Raw genomic sequence first — 22911 nt, 5'->3', positions numbered from 1 at the left:
AATTAACTTTATAGGTTTACCTCAATCGATCCACAGATTTTACAAGATCTTCGTCCTTCTTGATGGCTTTATTAGCCAAGACTAATAATACGATAGCCAAGATAGGTAGAAACATCCCAATACCTTTCTCTGAAACAGCGGGTGTTTCTCCAGATATATTTAGTGAATGATATACAAACAATCCTAATAAAATCAAATTTAATACGATATTCAATCGGTTAACAACAAATTGAGTTTGTCTTTTTTTAAATGTTATAATGCTATAAACGGTTACAGCGGTGCTTAATCCTAATAGGACAACATAGATTTGATTTTGCATGAAAAAATAATCTTTTCCGTTATCCATTGTCCATAACGGAAAAATATAAGGCAAAACCCCTACCATTATAAAAGTAAGGAATAAATATATAGTTTGAATTCTTTGTATCATATTCTTAAATTGTTGTACAAAAATATATTTTCTTTTTATTAAATACTATTGTATGATAAATTTTATTTGTATTATTGCATAACATTACCGTAAGCACTTCATACTGCGGTCTATTTAACTAAGATACTACCTGAAAAATCTTTTGCATTTTTTCCAAAATTAATTAAACAAATAGAACATTCATGTTTGATATTTCTGCATTAAAAGAATTGAAGCTTTCTGAGCTTCAAGAAATAGCTAAAACAGCTAAAACCATAAAATATAACGGTGTAAAAAAAGAAACTTTAATTAGTCAAATTTTAGAACATCAAGCCGCAGCTGTTGCAACAACTGTAGAAAAAACATCAGAAAAGAGTGTAGAAGAAGTGGATAATCCTAAAAGAGCTCGAATTGTCTCTGTAAAAAAAGGGACGACTCCAAAAATAGTTCCAGCTTCTCTATTTGTTAATGAAGAAGTTCAAAACGAAACGTTTGATGAAATAGCACCGCAAAAAAGGGCGGAAGATTCAGTGTTAGCTAATCCGGACGATACAGTAGCTGCAGTTGCTTTAGAAAAAAAAGAACCTAAAATTGTGAAATTCAGCAAGTCTGCTTACGAGAAAAAGATGGCTTTGCAAAAAGAAAAAGAAGCGTTAAAAGAAGCTACGGCTAATGAAGAAGCTCCTTCAGACACAAATTTGGATGTAGTAGATGAAACAACTGAATCAGTTGAAAACCCTGCTCCTGAAAAAAAAATAAATCCAAACCAGTTAAATAAAAAGGTTTCAAACTCAAACGGGAATGCCAACCCAAACTCAAATCCAAACGGGAATTCAAATCAAAACCAAAATCCTAATTTTAAAAACAAGAAAAGCAATTTTAAAGATTCTGATTTTGAATTTGATGGGATTATTGAAAGCGAAGGTGTTCTTGAGATGATGCCTGACGGTTATGGTTTCTTGCGCTCTTCAGATTATAATTATTTGGCTTCGCCAGATGATATTTATTTATCTACCTCGCAAGTGCGTTTGTTTGGATTAAAAACCGGTGATACGGTAAAAGGTGTGGTTCGCCCTCCAAAAGAAGGAGAGAAGTTTTTTCCTCTAGTTCGAGTTTTAAAAATTAATGGACATGATCCGCAAGTGGTTCGTGATAGAGTTTCATTCGAGCATTTAACTCCTGTTTTTCCATCGGAGAAATTCAGATTGGCCGAAAAACAAAGTACGATTTCAACCCGAATTATAGATTTGTTTTCTCCAATAGGAAAAGGACAACGTGGTATGATTGTGGCTCAACCAAAAACGGGTAAAACAATGTTGCTTAAGGAAATCGCTAATGCAATTGCTGCCAATCATCCTGAGGTTTACTTAATTGTTTTATTGATTGATGAGCGTCCGGAAGAGGTTACAGATATGCAACGTAGTGTGCGTGGCGAGGTAATTGCTTCTACATTTGACAGGGAACCTCAAGAACATGTTAAGATTGCTAATATTGTTCTAGAAAAAGCAAAACGTTTAGTAGAGTGTGGTCATGATGTCGTGATTCTTTTAGACTCCATAACCCGTTTGGCAAGAGCTTACAATACGGTACAACCTGCTTCTGGTAAGGTGTTGAGTGGTGGAGTTGATGCGAATGCTTTGCAAAAACCCAAACGTTTCTTTGGAGCGGCTCGTAATGTCGAAAACGGTGGCTCATTGAGTATTATTGCAACTGCATTGACAGAAACAGGTTCTAAAATGGATGAAGTTATCTTTGAGGAATTCAAAGGAACAGGTAATATGGAATTGCAATTGGATAGAAAAATTGCAAACAAACGTATTTTTCCTGCTATTGATTTAACATCTTCTAGTACGAGACGAGACGATATGTTATTAGATCCAAAAACATTACAAAGAATGTGGATTATGCGTAAGTATCTTTCAGATATGAATCCTGTTGAAGCGATGGATTTTATCAATGATCGATTTAAGAAAACCAAAAACAACGATGAGTTTCTTATTTCGATGAATGACTAAAAGAAATAGCAATATCAATTTCAAAAATCAATTTTTTTAATTTGGTTTAATAGAATAAAAAACTCCAATTTTCAAAATGAAAATTGGAGTTTTTTTTGTTTTGCAATTGCAATTGATTTTTGCAATTGATATGAAATTTTACTCTTTTCTTTCTAACAAAGCCATATAAAACCCATCAAAACCAGATTCTGAAGCCAGTATTTTTTGGTCTTTTATAAAATTGAATTGTTTTCCAATGTCTGTTGTCAAGAAACGAGCGATTTGCTCTTGATTTTCAGAAGGTAAAATTGAACAGGTTGCATACACTAATTTACCGCCCGGTTTGACAATTTTAGAATAACTTTCTAAAACCTCTGATTGTACTTTACGGATGTTGTCAATAAATTCAGGTTTTAGTTTCCACTTGGCATCAGGGTTTCTTTTAAGAACTCCTAATCCGCTACAAGGGGCGTCAATCAAAACTCTATCAGCTCTTTCGTGAAGTTTTTTGATGATCTTTGTAGAATCAATGATGCGGTATTCAATATTGAAGGCGCCATCTCTTTTGGCTCTAATTTTTAATTGCTTTAATTTGCTTTCATACAAATCCATTGCAATTAATTGTCCTTTGTTTTCCATCAAAGAAGCGATATGCAATGTTTTTCCTCCAGCACCAGCACAAGTATCCACTACACGCATTCCCGGTTTTACATCTAGAAAATGAGCGACTAATTGTGAATTGGCATCTTGTACTTCAAAGAATCCTTGTTTGAAGGCATCCGTCAAGAATACATTGGCTCTTTCTTTTAGCACTAAAGCATCAGGTTGATCTTTTAAGAATTCTGTTTCGATGTTTAAATCCATCAAAATAGCTCTTAAGTTTTCTTTGGTTGTTTTAAGCGTGTTAACTCTCAAAATTACTTTTGCAGGTTGATTTTGAGCTGCAATTTCTGTAGCCCAAACTTTTTCTCCAAGTTCTTTTACGCCCAATTCGTCCATCCAGTCTGGAATAGATTCTTTTAAGGCTCTCACCTTTGAAAGTTCATCAAAACGACCTTTTATTTTTCGCTCAGGAGTCCCTTCTAATTGTCTCCAATCCGGAATTGGGTATCCTCTTAGTACCGCCCATACTGAGAACATTCTCCAAAGATTATCTCTGTCAAACGGCTCTTTTACTTCGGCAATCTCGGCATATAATCTTTTCCAACGTACCACTTCGTAGATGGTTTCGGCAACAAATTTTCTATCTGAACTTCCCCAACGTTTGTCTTTTTTTAGGGATCTTGCTACTACTTTATCGGCATATTCTCCTTCGTTAAAAATAGCGTTAAGTGCATCGATGGTAGTGTAAACTAAATTTCTGTGTAATCTCATTTTGAATAATTGAAGTGCAAAGGTACTATTTATTGATTAAATCTAAGATTTATATTTTAACCAAAAAAAAACACTGTTTTGAAGCAGTGTTTTTTGGATATTTTTAGTTTTCACTTAATTCTATAAGAAACAGCATTTTTAACTTCTATTCCTTTTAAGCAGATGTTTAAAAAAAACACTCCCGACTTCCGAAGCGTATGGATCGTGATGAAAAGGTGTACCATATAAGAAATATAAGAACAGATAAGTTATTGCTTTTTTTTTTAGCTTAAATGATCTTATATTTCTTATATGGTTAAAATTAAATGCTGTTTGTTTTAGAATACTGCCTTAGTTTTTAACAAATACTCTAGTTAGTCCAATATTTTCTGGTGGGTGGAGTACCATAGGGAATTTTTCAATTTTCACTGAGCTACTATCCAATCCAAAGGCGCTTTCTTCGGATAAACTTAGTTTTTTAATAAAGAAATAAGAATTCATTATTAACTTTTCATGCCATAACATATCACTATCATTAGACAAGAATTTCTCCGATAATACAAATTTAAAGTCGCCAATAATGTTGTTTTTGTTTAAGGACTCGTATCTACTGGTGATGTCAACTTCGCCATTTTTCACCATGTCTTTAATCACTTCTTTAAACATTAAGTTGATTTTGGTAGGCTCTCTAAATCCTAAGTTGAAATCAACACGGTACAAATCGTCTTTCAGAATCTCTTTTACTTTATATTCGGTTTTGTAAGGTTCTGGTAAAATATTTACGTGAACGAACCAGTAAATATCAGCTCTTTTAGGTCTTTTTTGTAATATGGAAAACATTACTTTTTCTTCTATTTCATCAGAGCGATTGGCATTGGTCATGTACACCAAATGCGTTGCATATTTAGGGATAGATAAATCGGCACTTAGTTCTTCTAGTACTTTTTTGTAATCGTCTATTTTTACAATTTTAGTATAGCTTTTACTAATCTGTTTTGCTCGGTACCAAACAGTCATAACTCCTGTCAAAATCAAAGCGATAAAAAGGGTTACGTAACCGCCTTCTGCAAATTTTGTGATATTGGCTATTAAAAAACTAAATTCAATTCCTAAGTAAATGGTAATTAATGGAACGAAAAAATACCATTTTACCCTTTTCATTATTAGATAATAATTCAGTAAAATAGTGGTCATTATCATACATAATATAATTGCCAAACCATAGGCATGTTCCATGTTGCTTGATTCTTCAAAATGCAAAACGATTCCAACACAGCCAAGAAATAATAACCAGTTAATAGATGGGATGTATATTTGTCCTTTAAGCTCAGTAGGGTATTTGATTTTAACTTTTGGCCAAAAGTTCAATTTCATTCCTTCATTTATTAAAGTGAATGATCCTGAGATAAGTGCTTGAGAGGCAATCACAGTGGCAAGAGTGGCAATGACAATTCCAAAAGGTTTGAACCATTCTGGCATCATTAAATAAAAAGGGTTTGCAAATTTACCGCCTAAACTTTCTAAGGTAACTCCTTCATGATGAATTAAGTAAGCTGCTTGCCCAAAGTAATTAAGAACTAGTGCAGTTTTTACAAAAATCCAACTGATTCTGATGTTTTTTCTCCCGCAATGTCCCATGTCAGAGTATAAAGCTTCGGCTCCAGTGGTACAAAGGAATACAAAACCAAGTACAAAAAAACCTTCAGGATGAATGGACAATAAGTTATAAGCATAATAAGGATTTATTGCCTTGAAAACCTCAGGATGTAAAGATATTTGATAGATACCTAATGTCGCCAACATTCCAAACCAAATAAGCATCATTGGAGCGAAGAACTTTCCAACTAATTTAGTTCCAAATTGTTGAATCGTAAATAAGATGAATAAAATCCCGATGACAATTGGTACTGTATTAATATGCGGAAAATAGGTTCTCATTCCTTCAACTGCTGATGAAACGGAGATAGGAGGAGTGATAATTCCATCTGCAAGTAAGGCGCTTCCACCAATAATGGCAGGAACAATTAACCATTTAATTTTTGTTTTCTTGACCAAGGCATATAAGGCGAAAATCCCACCTTCACCATGATTATCCGCGCTTAAAGTGATTATTACGTATTTAATGGTGGTTTGAAGAGTTAATGTCCAAAAGACAGCAGATATGCCACCTAAAACAACATCTGCATTTATAACGTAATTACCCAGTATGGCTTTCATTACGTATAATGGAGAAGTTCCTATATCTCCATAAATTATTCCTAAAGAAATTAATAGTCCACCTAAAGTTAATTTACTGTGGAGATCTTTGTGCGTTGCGCTCATTTAAAATTTTTAAAAAACTTGTCAAATTTACTGTTTTTAAATAAAATAAAAGGGCTAATTTTTTAAAATAACAAAAAAGACTTTGTATGTTTTTACAAAGTCTTTTTTTGAATTTAAATTGTTTTTAGATTCTCCTGTTTGTGCCTCTAGAAGCGTAATTGGTATCTCTATGTGATTCAGTTCTTTGAGTGTCGTTTTCTCTTGGAGTGCTTGTTCTATTTTGAGAATAGTCTCTTTGAGGCTCTGCTCTTTGAGTGTTGTTTTCTCTTGGAGTGTCTGCTCTATTTTGTGAATAATCTCTTTGGTTTTCTACTCTTTGAGTGTTGTTTTCTCTCGAAGTGTTTGTTCTATTTTGGGAATAATCTCGTTGAGGCTCTACTCTTTGAGTGTTATATTCTCTTGAAGTGTTTGTTCTGTTTTGAGAATAATCTCTTTGAGGTTCGACTCTTTGAGTGTTATATTCTCTTGAAGTACTTGTTCTATTTTGAGAATAGTCTCTTTGAGAATTGTTGTTATAATTCGCATTGTTTCTAGAATAGGCAATCTCATTTCGAGATCTATTATCAGGACTGTATCTTCTTTGGTCTAGCTCATATCGGTTTGAAACTCTATTGTTTCTTCTAGAAAAAGCGTAATCAGGATACTGTCTTTCGTAACTATTGCAGCTATAAGAATTGTAAATTACAGTCGCTCTATTGCATCTTCTATAATTTACATAATTGTAGTTATTGTAGTAGTTTACACAACCATATATGTTGTTTCTATATCGGTACAAAGGATACGGATTCCAAGATGCATAGTAGGTTGGGTAAAAATTCCATGTCCAAGACGAGTAATAAGGTTGGTAAGTGTTGACCCATAATGAAGCGTAGATTTGAGGCGTATAACAATATTCAGGTTCGTAAATGTAATTTTGACCATACATATAAGTGTTTCCAACTATTTGTATCGAAATGTTGTTTTGTCTGTCTTTCTCAACCTCGATTGTAGCAACATCTTGATAAAGATCACGACCAATAACCGATTGTACAATGATTACGTGTGTTCTTTTTTCTACGGATTCAATTACTCTCAAGTAGTCAACTTCATTGTCGTTATTCAAATCTAAATTTGATATTTTAGTTCTCGGATCGTTTAATCTTCTTTCAAAATCTTTTAAGTTTTGGGATTCTCCAAAGATTGAGGATACGGCTCTTAAATCTAAATTATCACTAATTTCAGAGTTCATTGCGTTTACCGTTGTTCTGTCTTGTGCATTCATCTGTAATGCAAAGAATGTAGCTATAAGTGCTGCAAATTGTAATTTTGATTTCATGGCTATTGGGGTTGTTATTTGTTTTTAAGATATAAACAACTATTGTGCCATAAATAAATGATACTGCTAATTTTTGTTTGACATTGTTCTATATTTGTTCTAAAAAATATCGATACAATGAGAAAAATTTTTATAACTATGCTGTTTTTGAACGCTTTGTTTTTTGTTGAAGCTCAAAATCAACCAAAAAGTAAAATCACACCAGCTGTTTTTAACGGCGTACAAGTTGATACTTTGTTTCAAGATAAAATAAGTATCAGGGCGATAGTACTGGATAACGGTAAAATATGGTATGCTGCGGATCAAGGAAGATTTGGATTTTATGATTTAAAATCAAATAAAAAATTTGAAAAAGTTATAAAAAAAGATACTTTAAATATTGAATTTAGGAGTATAGCCAAAACTTCAAAGTTTATATATGCGCTTAATGTGGCGAATCCTGCGTTGTTGTACCAGATTAGTAAAGATGGTAAAGAGGTTCAATTAGTGTATCAAGAAAATAATAAAAAAGTATTTTATGATAGTATGCAGTTTTGGAACGATAAGGAAGGAATAGCTGTTGGCGATCCTATAGATGATTGTCTTTCGGTTATTGTAACCCGCGATGGAGGGAATTCATGGGACAAAATCCCTAACAGTAAATTGCCAAAAGTTTTTGAGGGAGAAGCTCATTTTGCCGCAAGTAACACCAATGTCGTTATAAAAGGGAACGATACTTGGATTGTTTCTGGCGGAAAAAAATCAAGAGTTTTTTATTCTTCGGATAAGGGAAATTCTTGGGAAGCCTATGAAACACCTATTGTGCAAGGAAAACAAATGACTGGAATTTTTACAGCTGATTTCTATGACAAAAAAAATGGTTTTATAGCTGGTGGAAATTATGAAGTGCTCAATCAGAATTTTGAGAATAAAGCAATTACCAATGATGGCGGGAAAACATGGCAACTCATTGCCGAAAAACAAGGGTTTGGATATGCTTCTTGTGTGCAATATGTCCCTAACAGTAACGGGAAAGGATTGGTCGTTATAGGAGCTTCGGGTTTGAGTTATTCATCGGACGGTGGTGTGACTTGGGTTCAATTGCTGCAAGATTCAAGTTTGTTTACCATTCGTTTTTTAGACAAAAACACAGCAATTGCAGCTGGTCGTAATAAAATGATCCGAATTCGTTTTAAATAAAAAAATCCCCGCTCAATAGGATGAACTATCAAACGGGAATTTTCTGAATTAAAATTATTGTTACTATTCAGCCTACACCAAATTAACGTAGGATTTGAAGAAAAACAGACACGAATTACACAAATTTGCACAAATTGCATTGTGATTTTTTTTTGTGAAATTAGATTCAATTTTGATCCTGAATTCGTGTTAATTCGTGAAATTCGTGTAAAATTTTTGTTAGGATGAATAGTTATAAATTATTTTTTTGGAGCTTTGTCTCTATATTGCTGCAATAATTTTCTACTGAAATTTTCTTCTGCTTTTTTTAATTTAATGATTTTTATAGCAGGAAGTACGTCTTTTAGATTACTGATGAATTTTTTTCTTAACTGAAATAATTCCTCTTCATTGCTTTCAATTTGGGTTAAAAGTATTGTTGCTTCTTTGTCGGATAACTTATCTAATTCATCATCATCCATTTTTCTAAAAAAGCCTTTCATTTTTTTGTGTCTCAATTCAAACTGCTTATCATCAAAAGTGTTGTAAATAGGCCAAAATTTTTCGGCTTCATTAGAGGTAAGGTTTAATTCGGTGGTTAAAAACGCCACTTTCATAGCTTTTATTTGCTCCTTTTTTTCTTTCATCCTTTCGCCTTGAGCGTAGAAAGTAAAAGAAATAAATAAAAATAATATTGGATATAATTTTCTAATGTTCATTGTTCCTAATTTTGATTTTGTTGTACTTTGGGTAATAGTGTGTGTTTAATTTTCGATAACTAAATTCTCTATGTTTGGGTTTGTGACTAAAATATCTTCTAATGTTTCATCTTCTAGTTTTGTTGAATTTACAATTTTGTTGCTTTCAAGTTCGGTTTCTCCAATTAACTCGTATTGATTTATATTAGATTCTTCGGCTAGATAATTTTCTATAGTTGCAGAATCTAATTCGTTATTTTTTGTTTCAGCGGTATAAAGTGTCGGAATCATTATGGCAAGTACTAATACTGCCGCAATTGCTATTAGTATAGTCTTTCTTTTTCTATAGATCGATACTACTTTTACGTTATTGGTTATTTCTTCTTTTGGTAAATTCTCTAGAAATTTTGAAGAAAAAGTACCATGATACCCTTCAGGAGTTTTAAATCCTGATTTAATTCTTGGTTCATTTTCTAGTTTAAATGCTTTCATAATGTGTATTTGACTTAATCTTGACTAAATGGTTTAATTGGTTATTACAAATGTTTCAACTTTTTTAACAGCATGATGATAAGACGCTTTTAATGCTCCTACAGAAGTACCCAGTATTTCGGATATCTCTTCATATTTTAAATCTTCAAAATATTTCATTTTAAAAACCAATTGTTGTTTTTCGGGTAAAGTTGCTATTGCTTTTTGTAATTTGATCTGAATCTCATCGCCATCAAAATAGATGTCGGCTTTCAGATTGTCAATGGCTTTATTTTGCAATTCAACAGATGAAATGCCACTTTTCTTAGCCTTTAGATTCAAAAAAGTAAGGGCTTCATTGGTTGCAATGCGATACATCCAAGAAAAAAGTTTGCTTTCGCCTTTGAAATTCTTTAGATGCTGGAACACTTTTACAAACGTGTTCTGCAAAACATCATCGGCATCATCATGACTTATAACGATATTCCGAATATGGTTGTACAGCGGTTTTTGATATTCGTGTAGGAGTTTTTGAAACGCTTGATTCTGCGTTTTCGGGTTCAATAAATTGGTAATGAATTCCTTTTCTTCCTGCAATTTCTGTTTCTTTTATAATTAGATGCAAATGAACCAAAAAGGTTTAATCTGAAATAAAAAAAAATGGTGCTATTTTAAATTCAGTAAAGAATGAGTTTAAACCATATAAGGAATGTAAGAAAATATAAGTTCTACATTCTTTAACTTATATCAATGTCGTTTCCTTAAGAATTTAATTTCCTTCAGTTTGTCATTTCGACGTCCCGAAAGCTTTCGGGACGTCGAAATGATAAAAACAAACCTTAAGGAAACGACATTGACTTATATCTATATTGTTAAGATTTCAAAATAGTCCAGCTTAAATGAACGTATAGTACTGATATGGTTAGAAAATGTCTAAAACAAATTAAAATTCAGATTGATCTTCGCTCTTAATTGTGCTAGGAGCGGGTGTAAGACTGTCTTTTATAACTCGTTTGTAAGGTGCTGGGATTACTTTTGGTTTTATAGGAGAATAGATTTCGGTTACCCATTTTGATGGGCTTTTGGTTTCTTTTTTTCCAACGGTGAAAATTTCCATGTGCGAAAAAGTAGAATCAGCAATAAGCTTATTTGTAGTAAAATAGTCTGTAGATTTATCTAATGCCTTTGTTTTATAGGTGTAATTGCCTTTTAAAGTGGTTTTTACAGCTTCAAATGAGACTAATTTTCCAGATAAAATATCACTTCCTGCACTTGTAAATATCTCCTCTTTTATAGGAATGCAAAAAGAAACTTTGGTAAGATCATGGGTCAAATCATATTTATGGTAAATGATAAATGGTTTTCCATTCAAAACGATGTTGTTTTGTTCGCAAAAAGCCAATATTTTAGGGAAAATAACATTTGCATTTCTTGTGATATCGGATATTTTACTGGTAAAAGATTGTCTTAAATAAAAAGTCTCTAATTTTTTTACGACACCATTCACTTTTACCTCAAAAGTATTGGTTTCAAAATCAAGTGATTTATTCAAATTCGCTAAACATTTGTCATAGACTTTTGTTAATGAATTTTGCGTTCCTCCATTCAAAAAAGAATTCACTTTTGTTAAAAAATCCATTTTTCCTTTCGACTTCCAAGTTACTTTTGTGCCTCCCAAAGTGTCTTTAAAATGCCAAGTTGCATCTGTAGTAGATCCATCAAAATTCATTTTTTGAACAATACTGTCATTTCCTTTTGTATATAATGTTTGAATGTTACCCAAATTATTTGCTCCATCCCAAGAGAAAGAACTTCCTTTTCCTATGGTAATTGGGGAATAGGACAGTTTTATATTCGCATCTGTTTTAATCCAAGAACTAAATTGTTCCCAGTTTTTATAGTCATTAACATAATTAAAAACGGTTGCTTTTGGAGAATTTATTGTCTTACTGCTTTCTACTGTGAAATTTCCTTTTTGTGTTGCGATAAATATGGTAAGTGCCACAAGGCTTAATAGCAGCAAAAGAAAAAGGTATTTAATGATTCTCATAATAGGTTAGGTTGTTTCTGTTGTAAAGTTAGAAATTTTATTAATATTCTAAAGGAACTGCCCTTAAAATGTCAGGGTAAAAACAACTCATGCATTTGTACTGTTTATCTAGCCTAGAGATTTATTATATATTTGAAGAATGTTTATATTTGTTGCGTATTTATTTGTTTAACATCTAAAAAATAATAATAATGAAATTACTTAAAAGTGCTGGGTTTTTTATGGCTATTGCGGTTTCAGTTGTTTGCAACGCTCAAAACGAGAAGACTACTGTAGTAAAGTCTACGGAGAGCCCTCAATTTAATTATTTGGTAGAGCAATTCTCTGACATAAAAGTGTTGCGTTATCAAATTGCAGGTTGGGAAAATCTTACTCTAAAAGAGCAAAAGTTGGTTTACTATCTAACGCAAGGTGGTACTTCTGGTCGTGATATTATGTGGGATCAAAATTATAAAAACAATCTAAAAATTAGAAAAGCATTAGAGAATGTTTATCAAAATTTTAAAGGAGATAAAAATACTGCGGATTGGAAAAATTTTGAAATTTATTTAAAAAGAGTTTGGTTTTCAAACGGGATTCATCATCATTATTCAAACGAGAAAATTAAACCTGGTTTTTCATTAGCTTATTTTAATGGTTTGTTGAAGGATTCTAAAACGACTTTGTCTCCACAAATAGCTGAAATTTTATTTAATGATGTAGATTCAAAAAAAGTAAATCTCGATTCTTCAAAAGGATTGATGGAAGGCTCAGCTATTAATTTTTATGAAAAAGGAATTACTCAAAAACAAGTCGAAGCGTTTTATGCTAAAAAAACAAGTCCAGACCCTAAGAAGCCGTATTCGTATGGTTTAAATTCTAAATTGGTTCGTAATTCAAAAGGGCAATTAGAAGAGAAAGTTTGGAAAAGCAAAGGAATGTATGGTGCTGCAATTGATAAAATGATTTATTGGATGGAAAAAGCGCAAACCGTAGCCGAGAATAAAAAACAAGCCGCTGCGATTGCCTTATTAGTTAGTTTTTATAAAACTGGAAGTCTTAAAACGTGGGATGATTATAATATTGCTTGGTTGCAGGCAACTGATGGTAATATAGATTACATCAATGGATTTATTGAAGTGTACAATGATCCATTAGGATACAGAGGGTCTTACGAAGGGGTTGTTCAGATAAAAGACTTTGATATGTCTAAAAAAATGGAAGTAGTATCTAAAAACGCACAATGGTTTGAAGATAACTCTCCGTTATTACCAGAGCACAAAAAGAAAAACGTAGTTGGAGTCTCATACAAAACTGTTGTTGTTGCTGGAGAATCTGGAGATTCGTCTCCGAGTACACCTATTGGAGTGAATCTTCCAAATGCCGATTGGATACGTGCCGACTATGGTTCTAAATCGGTTTCTCTAGGAAATATTATAGATGCGTATTCTAAATCTGGAGGAAAAGGGAAGCTGCAAGAATTTGCAAATGATGAAGAAGAAATCAGATTGGGTGAAAAATATGCTGAGTTAGGCGGTAAATTGCATACTTCTTTGCATGAAGTGGTAGGTCACGCTTCGGGTCAAATAAATGCAGGTGTTGGAACTCCAAAAGAAACATTAAAAAATTATGCTTCGACATTAGAGGAAGGAAGAGCTGATTTAGTGGGATTATTCTATTTGTACAATCCTAAAATTCAAGAACTTGGATTAGTAGATAATTGGAAAGAATTGGGGATGCAGTGTTATGATAGTTATATTAGAAACGGATTAATGACACAGCTAGTTCGTGTAGAATTGGGTGCAAATATTGAAGAAGCACACATGAGAAACCGTCAATGGGTAGGCGCTTGGGTGTATGAAAAAGGGAAGAAAGATAATGTTATTGAAATGATTTCTCGTAATGGGAAAACGTATTTTAATATTACCGATTATGATAAACTACATGATTTATTTGGGCAATTATTGAAAGAAGTACAACGTATAAAATCCGAAGGCGATTTTGAAGCAGGAAAAGCACTGGTGGAAAATTATGGAGTAAAAGTAGATCAAAAAATACATGCCGAAGTATTAGAACGCAATAAGCAATTTCCAGATGCACCTTATAGTGGTTTTGTAAATCCAGTTTTGGTTCCAAAATTAAATGCTAAAGGAGAAATTACTTCGATAGTTGTAGAACAACCTAAAACATTTGCTGAACAAATGTTGAGCTATTCTAAAAACTTTGGTTTTTTACCATTAGAAAATTAAAAAGAAAAAATGCTATAATACTAAAAACGCCTACTGAAGTGGGCGTTTTTATATTTTGGAATTAATAAATCCCAGAACCCTGAAAGGGTGGAATGATTATAGAAGTAAGTAATTTCATTACCCCAAACCCCGAAGGGGTGGTATTTTTACATCTGAATGGTTGATTATTAGGATTGAAGTTTTTTAATGAAAAAGAGTCAAATAATTTCACCCTTTCAGGGTTTGCTTGCCGATGTTATATGTTTTCTATAATCATTACACCCCTTTCGGGGTTTGGATGAGCTATATCAATTTAGCATCTCCCAAATATTAATGCTTAAAATAAATTTTTATCACAAACAAGAGTCCAATGAAAACAAGGAAACCTATTAGAATTTTATAATTTCCTTTGTAGAAAACTTTGTGTAAATTGGCATCTTTTCGATAGGCAATTACCATTGCAATAACAAAGGCTATAAAAAAACAAATTGCAAATATTAATTGACCTTGACTAAACATGTTTAAATAATTTTTGGCAAATTTAGGCAATAGTTTAGAAATAGTTGTTAATTTTCCGTTTCAAATCAATAATTATAAAGGATGCAAAAACAAATCAACGCTGTTAAGGAATTTCACACCGCATTTAGGATCGGGCATAGCGAAACTCCAATTGCTAATTTGGGAGAAAGTAAAAACATACTTCGTTACAATTTGATGAAGGAAGAAAACGAAGAGTATCTTGAAGCGGTTCAGAATAATGATTTAATAGAAATTGCCGATGCACTTGGGGATATGATGTATATTCTTTGCGGTACCATTATAGAACACGGATTGCAACATAAAATTGAGGAAGTCTTTGACGAAATTCAACGTTCTAACATGAGTAAATTAGGCGAAGACGGAAATCCGATTTACAGAGAAGATGGTAAAGTGATGAAAGGGCCTAATTATTTCAAGCCTGATTTTTCGAAGCTGATTTAGTTTTCAGTCTCAGTCTTCAGTCTCAGTCTTCAGTCTCAGTCTTCAGTCTCAGTTTTCAGTCTCAGTTTTCAGTTTTGGAAATCTAATATAATTCGGAAATAAAAAATCCCACTTGCTTTCAAGTGGGATTTTTTGTAAACTATACTTTAACCGTCCAACCGAAGCTATCTTCAGCTAGTTTATGTTGAATGTTGGTTAGCTTCTCTTTAAGCAGAGAAGCGTATGAATTCTCAACTTTAGGTAATTCATAATAAACATCTTTGTAAGAGTAACCAATAATTGGATTAACCACGGCAGCAGTTCCAGCTCCAAAAATTTCTTTCAAAGAACCGTTTTTAGAAGCTTCTACTAATTCAGAAACCAATACAGGACGAACATCTACTTCAATTCCTTCTTTTTTGGCCATATCAAGAAGACTTTTTCTGGTAATACCATCCAGAATACGCTCACTTACCGGTGCAGTCAATAAAGTGTCGTTTATTCTAAAAAACACATTCATAGTACCTGCTTCCTCAAGTTTGGTATGAGTGGCGTCATCAGTCCAGATTACTTGTTGAAACCCTTGCTTGTTAGCCAAAGTTGTTGGGTAGAATTGAGCCGCATAGTTACCGGCCGCTTTTGCAGCACCAATACCACCGTTGGCAGCTCTACTATAATGTTCAGCGATCAAAACTTTAACTTCACCAGCATAATAGGATTTAGCAGGAGAAAGTATAATCATAAATTTATAGTCATCAGATGGATTTGCAATAACTCCATCTCCAGTTGCAATCATAAAAGGTCTGATGTACATGGTGTTCCCTTTTCCTTTTTTTACCCAAGCTTCATCCAATTGCAGTAATTGATTCAAACCATCCATAAAAACATGCTCTGGAACTTCTGGCATAGCCATTCTCACGGCAGATGTATTGAAACGTTTGTAGTTTTCATCCGGTCTAAAAAGCCATATGTCATTATTGTCATCTTTGTAAGCTTTCATACCTTCAAAAATAGCTTGGCCATAATGAAAAACTTTTGCAGATGGGTCTAGTAAAAAAGGAGCGTAAGGCTTGATAACTGGTTTTTGCCATTCGCCATTCGTGAAATCACATTCAAATAAATGATCGGTAAAAACGGCACCGAAGCTTAAATTATCAAAATCAACTTCGTTTATTTTTGAAGTTGCAGCTTTTATTATTTCTATTTTGTTAGTTTGAGTTGTACTCATAATAAGGTATGGTTTAAAAAAATATATTTTAGTGTTAATAAAATGAATTAAAAAAAATAATTTCTTAATTGTTCTAATATTGATTGCAAAATTAAATAAAAATCAGATTAATCCTTGCTAAAATAACATTAATTATACTGTTTGACTGTGATTTATTTATATTTTAAGTTTATTTAAAAATTAGAGTAGAATTCTGTGAATTATATAAAAAAAGTTGAATTTTAGATAGCTATACCATATTGTTTTAATTAATTTTGAAGTGGAATTTGAATTTAAATGTTACTAAACACCTCAAGACACTATTTTGGAAAGAGAAATTATACAAACACTCGATGGATCTACTACAATTCATATCAAAGAATGGAATGAGTGTTACCATTCTAAACATGGTGCCATTCAGGAAGCCAAACATGTTTTTATTAAAAATGGATTGGCATTATTTCCAAATCAAAGCATTTCTATTTTAGAAATTGGTTTTGGTACGGGTTTAAATACTTTTATAACCTATTTAGAATCTAAAGATTCAGGACAAACAATCGATTATGTCGGTGTAGAAGCGTATCCAGTTTCTGCTGACGAAGTTTTGTCTATGAATTATATTGAAGAGTTGAAAGCTGCTGAATCTGAATCTGTTTTTAAAGAAATGCATACTTGTAACTGGGAGGAAAAAGTAATTTTTTCAGACACTTTTACATTAACCAAAAGAAAGCAGTTTTTTGAAGAAATTGATGATGTAGAAAAATTCGATTTAATTTATTTTGACGCGTTTGGCTATCGTGTGCAACCGGAATTGTGGAGTACCGCTATTTTTGACAGAATGTATAAAGCACTAAAGCCTAGGGGAGTTTTAGTGACTTATGCCGCTCGTGGCGTAGTCAAAAGGAGCATGATAGAAGTTGGTTTTACGGTCGAAAAACTAGCCGGACCGCCCGGAAAAAGAGAAATGTTTAGGGCTAGAAAGTGATTCTTTTGATGGCTACTGATCTATAAGGACTTGGTCAGAAAATGATGCGGTTTTGATATTTATTTGTTAAAAAATAAGTTTGTATTTAAAAAATAATGTACATTTACAACACGTTGAAATCAAGATCTAACCCCCAAAAATCTTAATTTATTATGTCTAAAATAATGTTTGATTACACAAAATCTGTGCTTGAAAGAGTGAGTTTTGATCCGATACTTTTTTGTAAAGAACTAGAGAAAGCAATTAGAACACTTTTGCCATTCGAAATGGAAGAATTAAGAGAATGGCTATTCAATTTTACAAGTGAAAAACCAGAATTAAAACAGTGTTTATTAATAGTAAACCCATAATAAAAAAAGGAACCAACATATTGGTTCCTTTTTTTATGCTAAATTATCGGGAATAATTACGAATACTTTATTGTAAGTTATGTCTATTATTACAAGAGGAAAGAATGCTTTTGGTCGGTAAAATATGTTTTTTTAACTTTTTTTTTGTTAGTTTGAATATGAAAATTTATAATTTTACAATGTCTTAAATCAATTAATTTAAATCCTTTTTTTATGTCTCGAATGATCTATGATTACACAAAAGAGGTGCTCGTAAGAGTGAGTTTTGACCCTGAGCTTTTTATTAAAGAATTAAAAAAAGCAATTAGAAATCTATTACCTTATGAGTTGGAGCAATTAAAAAAATGGCTTTTGTATTTTACGGATGAAAAACCTGAGCTTAAAGATTGTTTGGTCTATTTGTAAGTCAAATTTATCGTTAATTCGGATGCAAAAAAAAAGGAACTAAATTAGTTCCTTTTTTTAGTTTTCAGTCTCAGTCTCTTTTCTACTCAAAGAGAATTTTAGGTTTAAAATAGTACTAAAAAACAGACTCGCTTTTTCAGAACTATTATTAAGCAGCGAATGACAATATTTACAGACTATTCTGAAAACTGATTCTGAAAACTAAAAACATCTGACTTCTTAGGTCTTATTTTTTTGGGAGAGGACTCACAATTTGAACATTTTGAAAAACAATTGCTCCTTTTACAACTCCAGCAATGGTACTCCTTAACGCATCAATGATTTGGATTTTCAATTCGCTTTTGGGATAAATTAAACTGACTTCTCTTGCTGGTTTTGGCTCTTTGAAGTGTCTTAGTTTTAATTTGTCTTTTTCTTTCAAATCTAGCGTATGCAAGTAAGGGAGTAATGTAGTACCCAATCCTTCATCAGCTAATTTTATCAAAGTTTCAAAACTGCCGCTTTCTATTTGAAATGGTTTTGGGTCTGATTCAGTATTGTTTTTACAGATGTTTAATATACCGTCCCTAAAACAATGCCCGTCTTGCAATAGCAAAATTTCATTGATGTTTAAATCCGAAATTTCAATTTCTTCTTTCTGAAAAACAGTATTGTTTTCTGGAATATAGGCTACAAAAGGCTCAAAGTAAAGAACGATTTCTTTTATTTTTTCATCTTCTAATGGTGTAGCAGCAATTGCGGCATCAAGACGACCGTTTTTTAATTTTATAATGATTTCTTCGGTGTTCAATTCCTCAATGATGAGTTTTACTTTTGGATATTTCTTGATGAAATTATTCAAAAACATCGGTAATAAAGTAGGCATAATAGTTGGTATTATCCCCAATCGAAATTCGCCCCCTATAAAACCTTTTTGTTGTTCTACAATATCTTGAATACGATCTGCTTCGTTAACAATGTTCTTGGCTTGATTTACAATTTTTTGTCCAATTTCGGTTAATTGAATTGGTTTTTTGCTTCTGTCAAATATTTGAATACTAAGTTCTTCTTCAATTTTTTGAATTTGCATGCTCAAGGTAGGTTGAGTAACAAAACATTTTTCGGCCGCTAGTGTAAAATTTTTATGTTCGGCTACAGCCAAAACGTATTTGAGTTGTGTTATTGTCATAGTATAATAGATTGTTATGCAAATATAAAAACAATCAATTAAATTTATGGCTTTTTCGGTGTGTTTATTTATTAAATTTGTGAAAGTAAAGATATGGAATCAACAAGATTGTTATTTGGTTACAAACACCAATGATGATTTTGAAAATTTTATAGTAATGATTTAAAAATTAAATTTTAAGATATGAAACTAAATTCAATTGGATTGCCTGTAGAAGAATCAGAAGTTATTATAGTAGAACTGAATGTGTTGTTGTCTAATTTTCAGATTTATTATCAAAGTTTAAGAGGTTTGCATTGGAATATCAGAGGAAAACGTTTCTTTGATTTGCATCTAAAATTTGAGGAATTATACAATGATTCTCAATTAAAAATTGACTTAATAGCCGAAAGAGTATTGACATTAGGAGGTAGACCTTTGCACACTTTTGAAGATTACATGAAGTTCAATCAACTTACAGTTGGGAAAAACATTTCTAATGACGAGACTGGAATTAAGTTAATAGTGAATTCATTGTCTGAATTATTAAAAATTGAAAGAGAAATTCTTAGTAAAGCATCACAAATAAATGATGAAGGAACGAGTGCTATGATGAGTGATTTTATAGTAGAACAAGAAAAAACGATTTGGATGATGAAAGCTTGGTTAGAAGACAGCTTGTAATCATTGAATAGTATTAAATTGAAAAGCCTAAATGATTTTATTGTCATTTAGGCTTTTTTATTGATGTTAAAAATTGATTAATTTTGATAGACTAATTTTTTAATTCAATTTGTATCTGTTAATTTTGCCACCGTGAAAATCTTTGTTAAAATAGTATTATTCTTTTTTGTTTTATTTCTAGTCACTCCAGTAATTGTGGAATGGGTAGAGAAAGACAAAGCGCGAACTAGTCTTTGCGTTGATGATGATACTAATTCTTCTATTGAAGAGGTAAAACTTGATTTAAAGTTCTATACTTCTTTTTCTTTTTCAGAAATATTATTTTTTGATTTAAAAAAGGCTTCGGGTCTTATTATTTTCGAAAATTTATCTAAGCATGATTTAATTTGTGCATCTATATTTATACCTCCGCCCAATAAGGTATAGTTTTTTATCCATTTATGCATTATTGTTAGATTGTTAGTATTTATATGTGTTACAAATTTTGATTTTGTACATAGTTAATTATTGATCTTTCTTCTAAGGAATTGCTCCAGTTTAATTTTAAAATTGGTGCAAACAATTTTGCTTGATAGTATCTAAAAATCGTTGAATTCCAACCGCTGCAATATTGTGCTGTAGGGGGGACTTTAATATTTAATCTTTTATAATAATTTTATATTATGTCAAAAAAAACTAATTTTTTTACTCATTTCAAATCTGATTTTGCTTCAGGTTTAGTCGTTTTCTTAGTAGCGCTACCACTATGTTTGGGTATCGCTATGGCTTCTGGAGCTCCTTTGTTTTCTGGAATTATTTCAGGAATAATAGGAGGAATAGTAGTTGGGTATTTGAGCCAATCTCAAATAAGTGTTTCTGGTCCTGCTGCAGGTTTGACAGCCATTATATTGACAGCCATTACGGATCTGGGGGCTTTTGATGTTTTCTTAACTGCCGTTTTTATAGCGGGACTCATTCAATTGGCTTTAGGTTTTCTAAAAGCAGGAAGTATTTCTAATTATTTTCCAACAAATGTTATTGAAGGGATGTTAGCTGGTATTGGGGTCATTATTATTATGAAGCAATTACCACATGCTTTTGGTTATGATGCCGATTTTGAAGGAGATGAAGCTTTCTTGCAAGTGAGTGATGATAATACTTTTTCGGCTTTATTTAGTGTCTTTAATCATCTTCAATTAGGGGCGATAGTAATTACATTAATTTCAATAGCAATATTAATTTCATGGGATAAAATTCCAGCTTTAAAGAAGTTGAAGTTAGTGCCAGGTGCATTGGTTGCTGTAGTAGTAGGTGTTTTATTGAATGAATTTTTCATGGCTTCGGGAAGTTCTTTAGCAATAGAGAAGGAACATTTGGTTTCTTTGCCACTGCCAAGCACATTTGAAGAATTTAAGGCAATTATCGTTACGCCAAATTTTGCGGGTATTATGAACCCAAAAGTATGGGTTGTAGGTTTGACTATTGCCATTGTAGCTTCTATTGAAACTTTGTTGTGTATTGAAGCAGCCGATAGAATGGATGCTCACAAGCGTTTTACAGATACAAATGTAGAGCTTAAAGCGCAGGGGATAGGAAATATAGTGAGTTCGCTTATGGGCGGTTTACCTATGACATCTGTTGTGGTTCGCTCTTCAGCAAATAATGAAGCGGGTGCAAAATCAAAATTATCTGCTATAATTCACGGAGTATTGTTATTGGTTTCTGTGATTACAATCCCTTTTCTTTTGAACAAGATTCCTTTGGCAACATTGGCAGCTGTATTAATTTTGGTTGGATACAAATTGGCAAAACCAGCCACTTTCAAGCATTTTTGGCATTATGGTAAATATCAATTTCTGCCTTTTATTGCTACTTTTTTAGGGGTAGTATTCACAGATTTGTTAAAGGGAGTTGCTCTAGGTATTGCAATTAGTATTGTATTTATATTAAGAGGAAATCTTAAACGAGCGTATAGTTTTAGAAAAGAAGAGTACGTTGATGGTGATGTTATTCATATCGATTTGGCTCAAGAAGTATCTTTCTTGAATAAAGCAGCTATTAAAATGACATTGGCAAATATTCCAGGGAATTCTAAAGTAATTATCAATGCTCATGATACGGTTTACATTGCTCACGATATTTTAGATTTATTACGTGAATTTAAAGTGACAAGATCCAAAGATGAAAATATCAAAGTAAAGCTCAAAGGATTTAAAAAAGAATATGCTTTAGAAAATAGTGACGAAATTCAAAACCACGTATCTATTGAGCACCATTATGATTTTGTAAAAAGAGAAATGGTTGAAAAGAAGGTTGTAAAGGAAGAATTTCTAGAATAATTTGTACTTTTAAAAGCAATATAAGCTTTAAGTATTTACTTTGCATTACATTTAATTAATAGATTAATAAAAACAACGAGATGAGTGATTTTTATAAAAAAATATTAGACAATAATAAACAATGGGTCGAAAGTCAATTGGCTATAGATCAGGAATATTTTAAGGATTTAGCCAAAAGTCAAAGTCCTCCACTACTTTGGATTGGGTGCTCAGATAGTCGTGTTCCTGCAAATGAAATCATTGGCGCAAAACCAGGAGAGGTGTTTGTACATAGAAACATTGCCAACATGGTTGTTCATACCGATATGAATATGTTAAGTGTGCTAGATTATGCCGTAAATGTATTAAAAGTAAAACACGTTATTGTTTGTGGTCATTATGGTTGTGGTGGGGTCAAAGCCGCAATGGGAAATGATTCTATTGGGATAATAGATAACTGGATTCGACATATAAAAGATGTGTACCGTTTGCATGATAAATATTTAAATTCCATTTCTGACGAGACGGAGCGTTTCAATGCTTTTGTAGAAATAAATGTAAAAGAACAAGTTTTTGATTTGGCCAAGACATCTATCGTACAATCTGCCTGGAAGGGCGGTCAAGACCTTACAATTCATGGTTGGGTTTACGGATTGAATTCTGGTTTTGTTACGGATTTAGGTGTGAATTTCAGTTCAGACAATGATTTAGATAAAGTGTATCAACTAAATTTTGAATAAAATATTTTAGTACCATTCAGCAATCATAAATACTAAGTTGCTTGCTTTGCCAAGTCCAAAAGTGAGTAACGTACCTGGTTTTTAGTATTGTATATAGGACTTGAATGATTATTTTGTTAATTGCCTCCAACTAAAATTGGAGGCAATTTTATTATTGGG

At 32.3% G+C, this 22911-nt stretch carries 22 protein-coding genes; 11 read left to right on the top strand and 11 right to left on the bottom strand.

Annotated features, from left to right (window positions below; all coding sequences use genetic code 11):
- Positions 1 to 16: 16 nt before the first annotated feature.
- Complete coding sequence (locus FNW52_RS04745) at positions 17 to 430, bottom strand: DUF4293 domain-containing protein (RefSeq protein WP_143376319.1); 414 nt, start codon at positions 428 to 430, stop codon at positions 17 to 19.
- Positions 431 to 612: 182 nt separating this feature from the next.
- On the opposite strand from FNW52_RS04745, the gene rho reads away from it, so the two are divergent.
- A complete protein-coding gene (rho, locus tag FNW52_RS04740; protein WP_143376318.1) occupies positions 613 to 2424 on the top strand; it encodes a transcription termination factor Rho in 1812 nt (603 codons plus the stop codon).
- Between the two features lie 138 nt (positions 2425 to 2562).
- On the opposite strand, the gene FNW52_RS04735 is transcribed toward rho, so the two are convergent.
- The 3 genes from FNW52_RS04735 to FNW52_RS04725 all read right to left on the bottom strand — a co-directional run bounded on the left by FNW52_RS04735 (position 2563) and on the right by FNW52_RS04725 (position 7393).
- On the bottom strand, positions 2563 to 3777 hold the full coding sequence (locus tag FNW52_RS04735; protein WP_116762675.1) for an RsmB/NOP family class I SAM-dependent RNA methyltransferase: 1215 nt from the start codon (positions 3775 to 3777) through the stop codon (positions 2563 to 2565).
- A gap of 330 nt (positions 3778 to 4107) precedes the next feature.
- On the bottom strand, positions 4108 to 6078 hold the full coding sequence (locus tag FNW52_RS04730; RefSeq protein WP_143376317.1) for a KUP/HAK/KT family potassium transporter: 1971 nt from the start codon (positions 6076 to 6078) through the stop codon (positions 4108 to 4110).
- Between the two features lie 124 nt (positions 6079 to 6202).
- Positions 6203 to 7393: a hypothetical protein gene (locus FNW52_RS04725; RefSeq protein ID WP_143376316.1), complete on the bottom strand. Its 1191-nt coding sequence runs from the start codon at positions 7391 to 7393 to the stop codon at positions 6203 to 6205.
- A 117-nt stretch (positions 7394 to 7510) separates the two neighbouring features.
- On the opposite strand from FNW52_RS04725, the gene FNW52_RS04720 reads away from it, so the two are divergent.
- Entirely contained in the window at positions 7511 to 8572 is a 1062-nt protein-coding gene (locus FNW52_RS04720; RefSeq protein ID WP_143376315.1) for an oxidoreductase, read from the top strand.
- 239 nt (positions 8573 to 8811) lie between these two features.
- Here the strand turns inward: FNW52_RS04720 and FNW52_RS04715 are convergent, their stop codons facing one another.
- From FNW52_RS04715 to FNW52_RS04700, 4 genes are all read right to left on the bottom strand, one after another.
- Entirely contained in the window at positions 8812 to 9270 is a 459-nt protein-coding gene (locus FNW52_RS04715) for a sensor of ECF-type sigma factor (RefSeq protein ID WP_143376314.1), read from the bottom strand.
- A 45-nt stretch (positions 9271 to 9315) separates the two neighbouring features.
- Positions 9316 to 9741 (bottom strand): hypothetical protein, encoded by a 426-nt coding sequence (locus tag FNW52_RS04710; protein ID WP_143376313.1) that lies wholly within the window; start codon positions 9739 to 9741, stop codon positions 9316 to 9318.
- 33 nt (positions 9742 to 9774) lie between these two features.
- Positions 9775 to 10317 (bottom strand): RNA polymerase sigma factor, encoded by a 543-nt coding sequence (locus tag FNW52_RS04705; RefSeq protein WP_143376312.1) that lies wholly within the window; start codon positions 10315 to 10317, stop codon positions 9775 to 9777.
- Between the two features lie 346 nt (positions 10318 to 10663).
- Positions 10664 to 11770: an SRPBCC family protein gene (locus FNW52_RS04700; RefSeq protein WP_143376311.1), complete on the bottom strand. Its 1107-nt coding sequence runs from the start codon at positions 11768 to 11770 to the stop codon at positions 10664 to 10666.
- A gap of 191 nt (positions 11771 to 11961) precedes the next feature.
- Between FNW52_RS04700 and FNW52_RS04695 the strand changes: the two genes are divergently transcribed.
- Positions 11962 to 13998, top strand: a complete 2037-nt coding sequence (locus FNW52_RS04695; protein WP_143376310.1) for a dihydrofolate reductase — start codon at positions 11962 to 11964, stop codon at positions 13996 to 13998.
- A 309-nt stretch (positions 13999 to 14307) separates the two neighbouring features.
- Here FNW52_RS04695 and FNW52_RS21065 read toward each other — a convergent pair whose 3' ends face one another.
- Positions 14308 to 14496 carry a hypothetical protein gene (locus FNW52_RS21065; protein WP_143376309.1) on the bottom strand — a complete coding sequence of 63 codons (189 nt, stop codon included), beginning with the start codon at positions 14494 to 14496 and terminating at the stop codon, positions 14308 to 14310.
- Between the two features lie 81 nt (positions 14497 to 14577).
- Here FNW52_RS21065 and FNW52_RS04685 point away from each other — a divergent pair, with 81 nt between their 5' ends.
- Positions 14578 to 14958, top strand: a complete 381-nt coding sequence (locus FNW52_RS04685; RefSeq protein ID WP_143376308.1) for a nucleoside triphosphate pyrophosphohydrolase family protein — start codon at positions 14578 to 14580, stop codon at positions 14956 to 14958.
- A gap of 139 nt (positions 14959 to 15097) precedes the next feature.
- Here FNW52_RS04685 and FNW52_RS04680 read toward each other — a convergent pair whose 3' ends face one another.
- The gene (locus tag FNW52_RS04680) at positions 15098 to 16165 is read right to left on the bottom strand and encodes a branched-chain amino acid aminotransferase (protein ID WP_143376307.1); all 1068 of its coding nucleotides are present in this window, start codon (positions 16163 to 16165) and stop codon (positions 15098 to 15100) included.
- Between the two features lie 304 nt (positions 16166 to 16469).
- Here FNW52_RS04680 and mnmD point away from each other — a divergent pair, with 304 nt between their 5' ends.
- The 3 genes from mnmD (at position 16470) to FNW52_RS04665 (ending at position 17884) form a co-directional block, all read left to right on the top strand.
- Entirely contained in the window at positions 16470 to 17129 is a 660-nt protein-coding gene (gene mnmD / locus FNW52_RS04675) for a tRNA (5-methylaminomethyl-2-thiouridine)(34)-methyltransferase MnmD (protein WP_143376306.1), read from the top strand.
- Positions 17130 to 17281: 152 nt separating this feature from the next.
- A complete protein-coding gene (locus tag FNW52_RS04670; RefSeq protein WP_116763880.1) occupies positions 17282 to 17479 on the top strand; it encodes a hypothetical protein in 198 nt (65 codons plus the stop codon).
- 213 nt (positions 17480 to 17692) lie between these two features.
- Complete coding sequence (locus tag FNW52_RS04665; protein WP_143376305.1) at positions 17693 to 17884, top strand: hypothetical protein; 192 nt, start codon at positions 17693 to 17695, stop codon at positions 17882 to 17884.
- Between the two features lie 226 nt (positions 17885 to 18110).
- Here FNW52_RS04665 and FNW52_RS04660 read toward each other — a convergent pair whose 3' ends face one another.
- Positions 18111 to 19052, bottom strand: a complete 942-nt coding sequence (locus FNW52_RS04660) for a LysR substrate-binding domain-containing protein (RefSeq protein ID WP_143376304.1) — start codon at positions 19050 to 19052, stop codon at positions 18111 to 18113.
- Positions 19053 to 19235: 183 nt separating this feature from the next.
- Between FNW52_RS04660 and FNW52_RS04655 the strand changes: the two genes are divergently transcribed.
- The 4 genes from FNW52_RS04655 to can all read left to right on the top strand — a co-directional run bounded on the left by FNW52_RS04655 (position 19236) and on the right by can (position 22752).
- Positions 19236 to 19715, top strand: a complete 480-nt coding sequence (locus FNW52_RS04655) for a Dps family protein (protein ID WP_143376303.1) — start codon at positions 19236 to 19238, stop codon at positions 19713 to 19715.
- Between the two features lie 132 nt (positions 19716 to 19847).
- Positions 19848 to 20141 (top strand): hypothetical protein, encoded by a 294-nt coding sequence (locus tag FNW52_RS04650; RefSeq protein WP_143376302.1) that lies wholly within the window; start codon positions 19848 to 19850, stop codon positions 20139 to 20141.
- A 236-nt stretch (positions 20142 to 20377) separates the two neighbouring features.
- The gene (locus FNW52_RS04645) at positions 20378 to 22033 is read left to right on the top strand and encodes a SulP family inorganic anion transporter (RefSeq protein ID WP_143376301.1); all 1656 of its coding nucleotides are present in this window, start codon (positions 20378 to 20380) and stop codon (positions 22031 to 22033) included.
- A gap of 80 nt (positions 22034 to 22113) precedes the next feature.
- Positions 22114 to 22752: a carbonate dehydratase gene (gene can / locus FNW52_RS04640; RefSeq protein WP_143376300.1), complete on the top strand. Its 639-nt coding sequence runs from the start codon at positions 22114 to 22116 to the stop codon at positions 22750 to 22752.
- Positions 22753 to 22911: the final 159 nt, after the last annotated feature.

The organism is Flavobacterium sp. ZT3R18, assembly GCF_007097385.1.
Taxonomy (GTDB): Bacteria; Bacteroidota; Bacteroidia; order Flavobacteriales; family Flavobacteriaceae; genus Flavobacterium.
The sequence above is the reverse complement of the archived record's forward strand: the minus strand, read 5'-3'. Positions and strand labels throughout refer to the sequence as shown.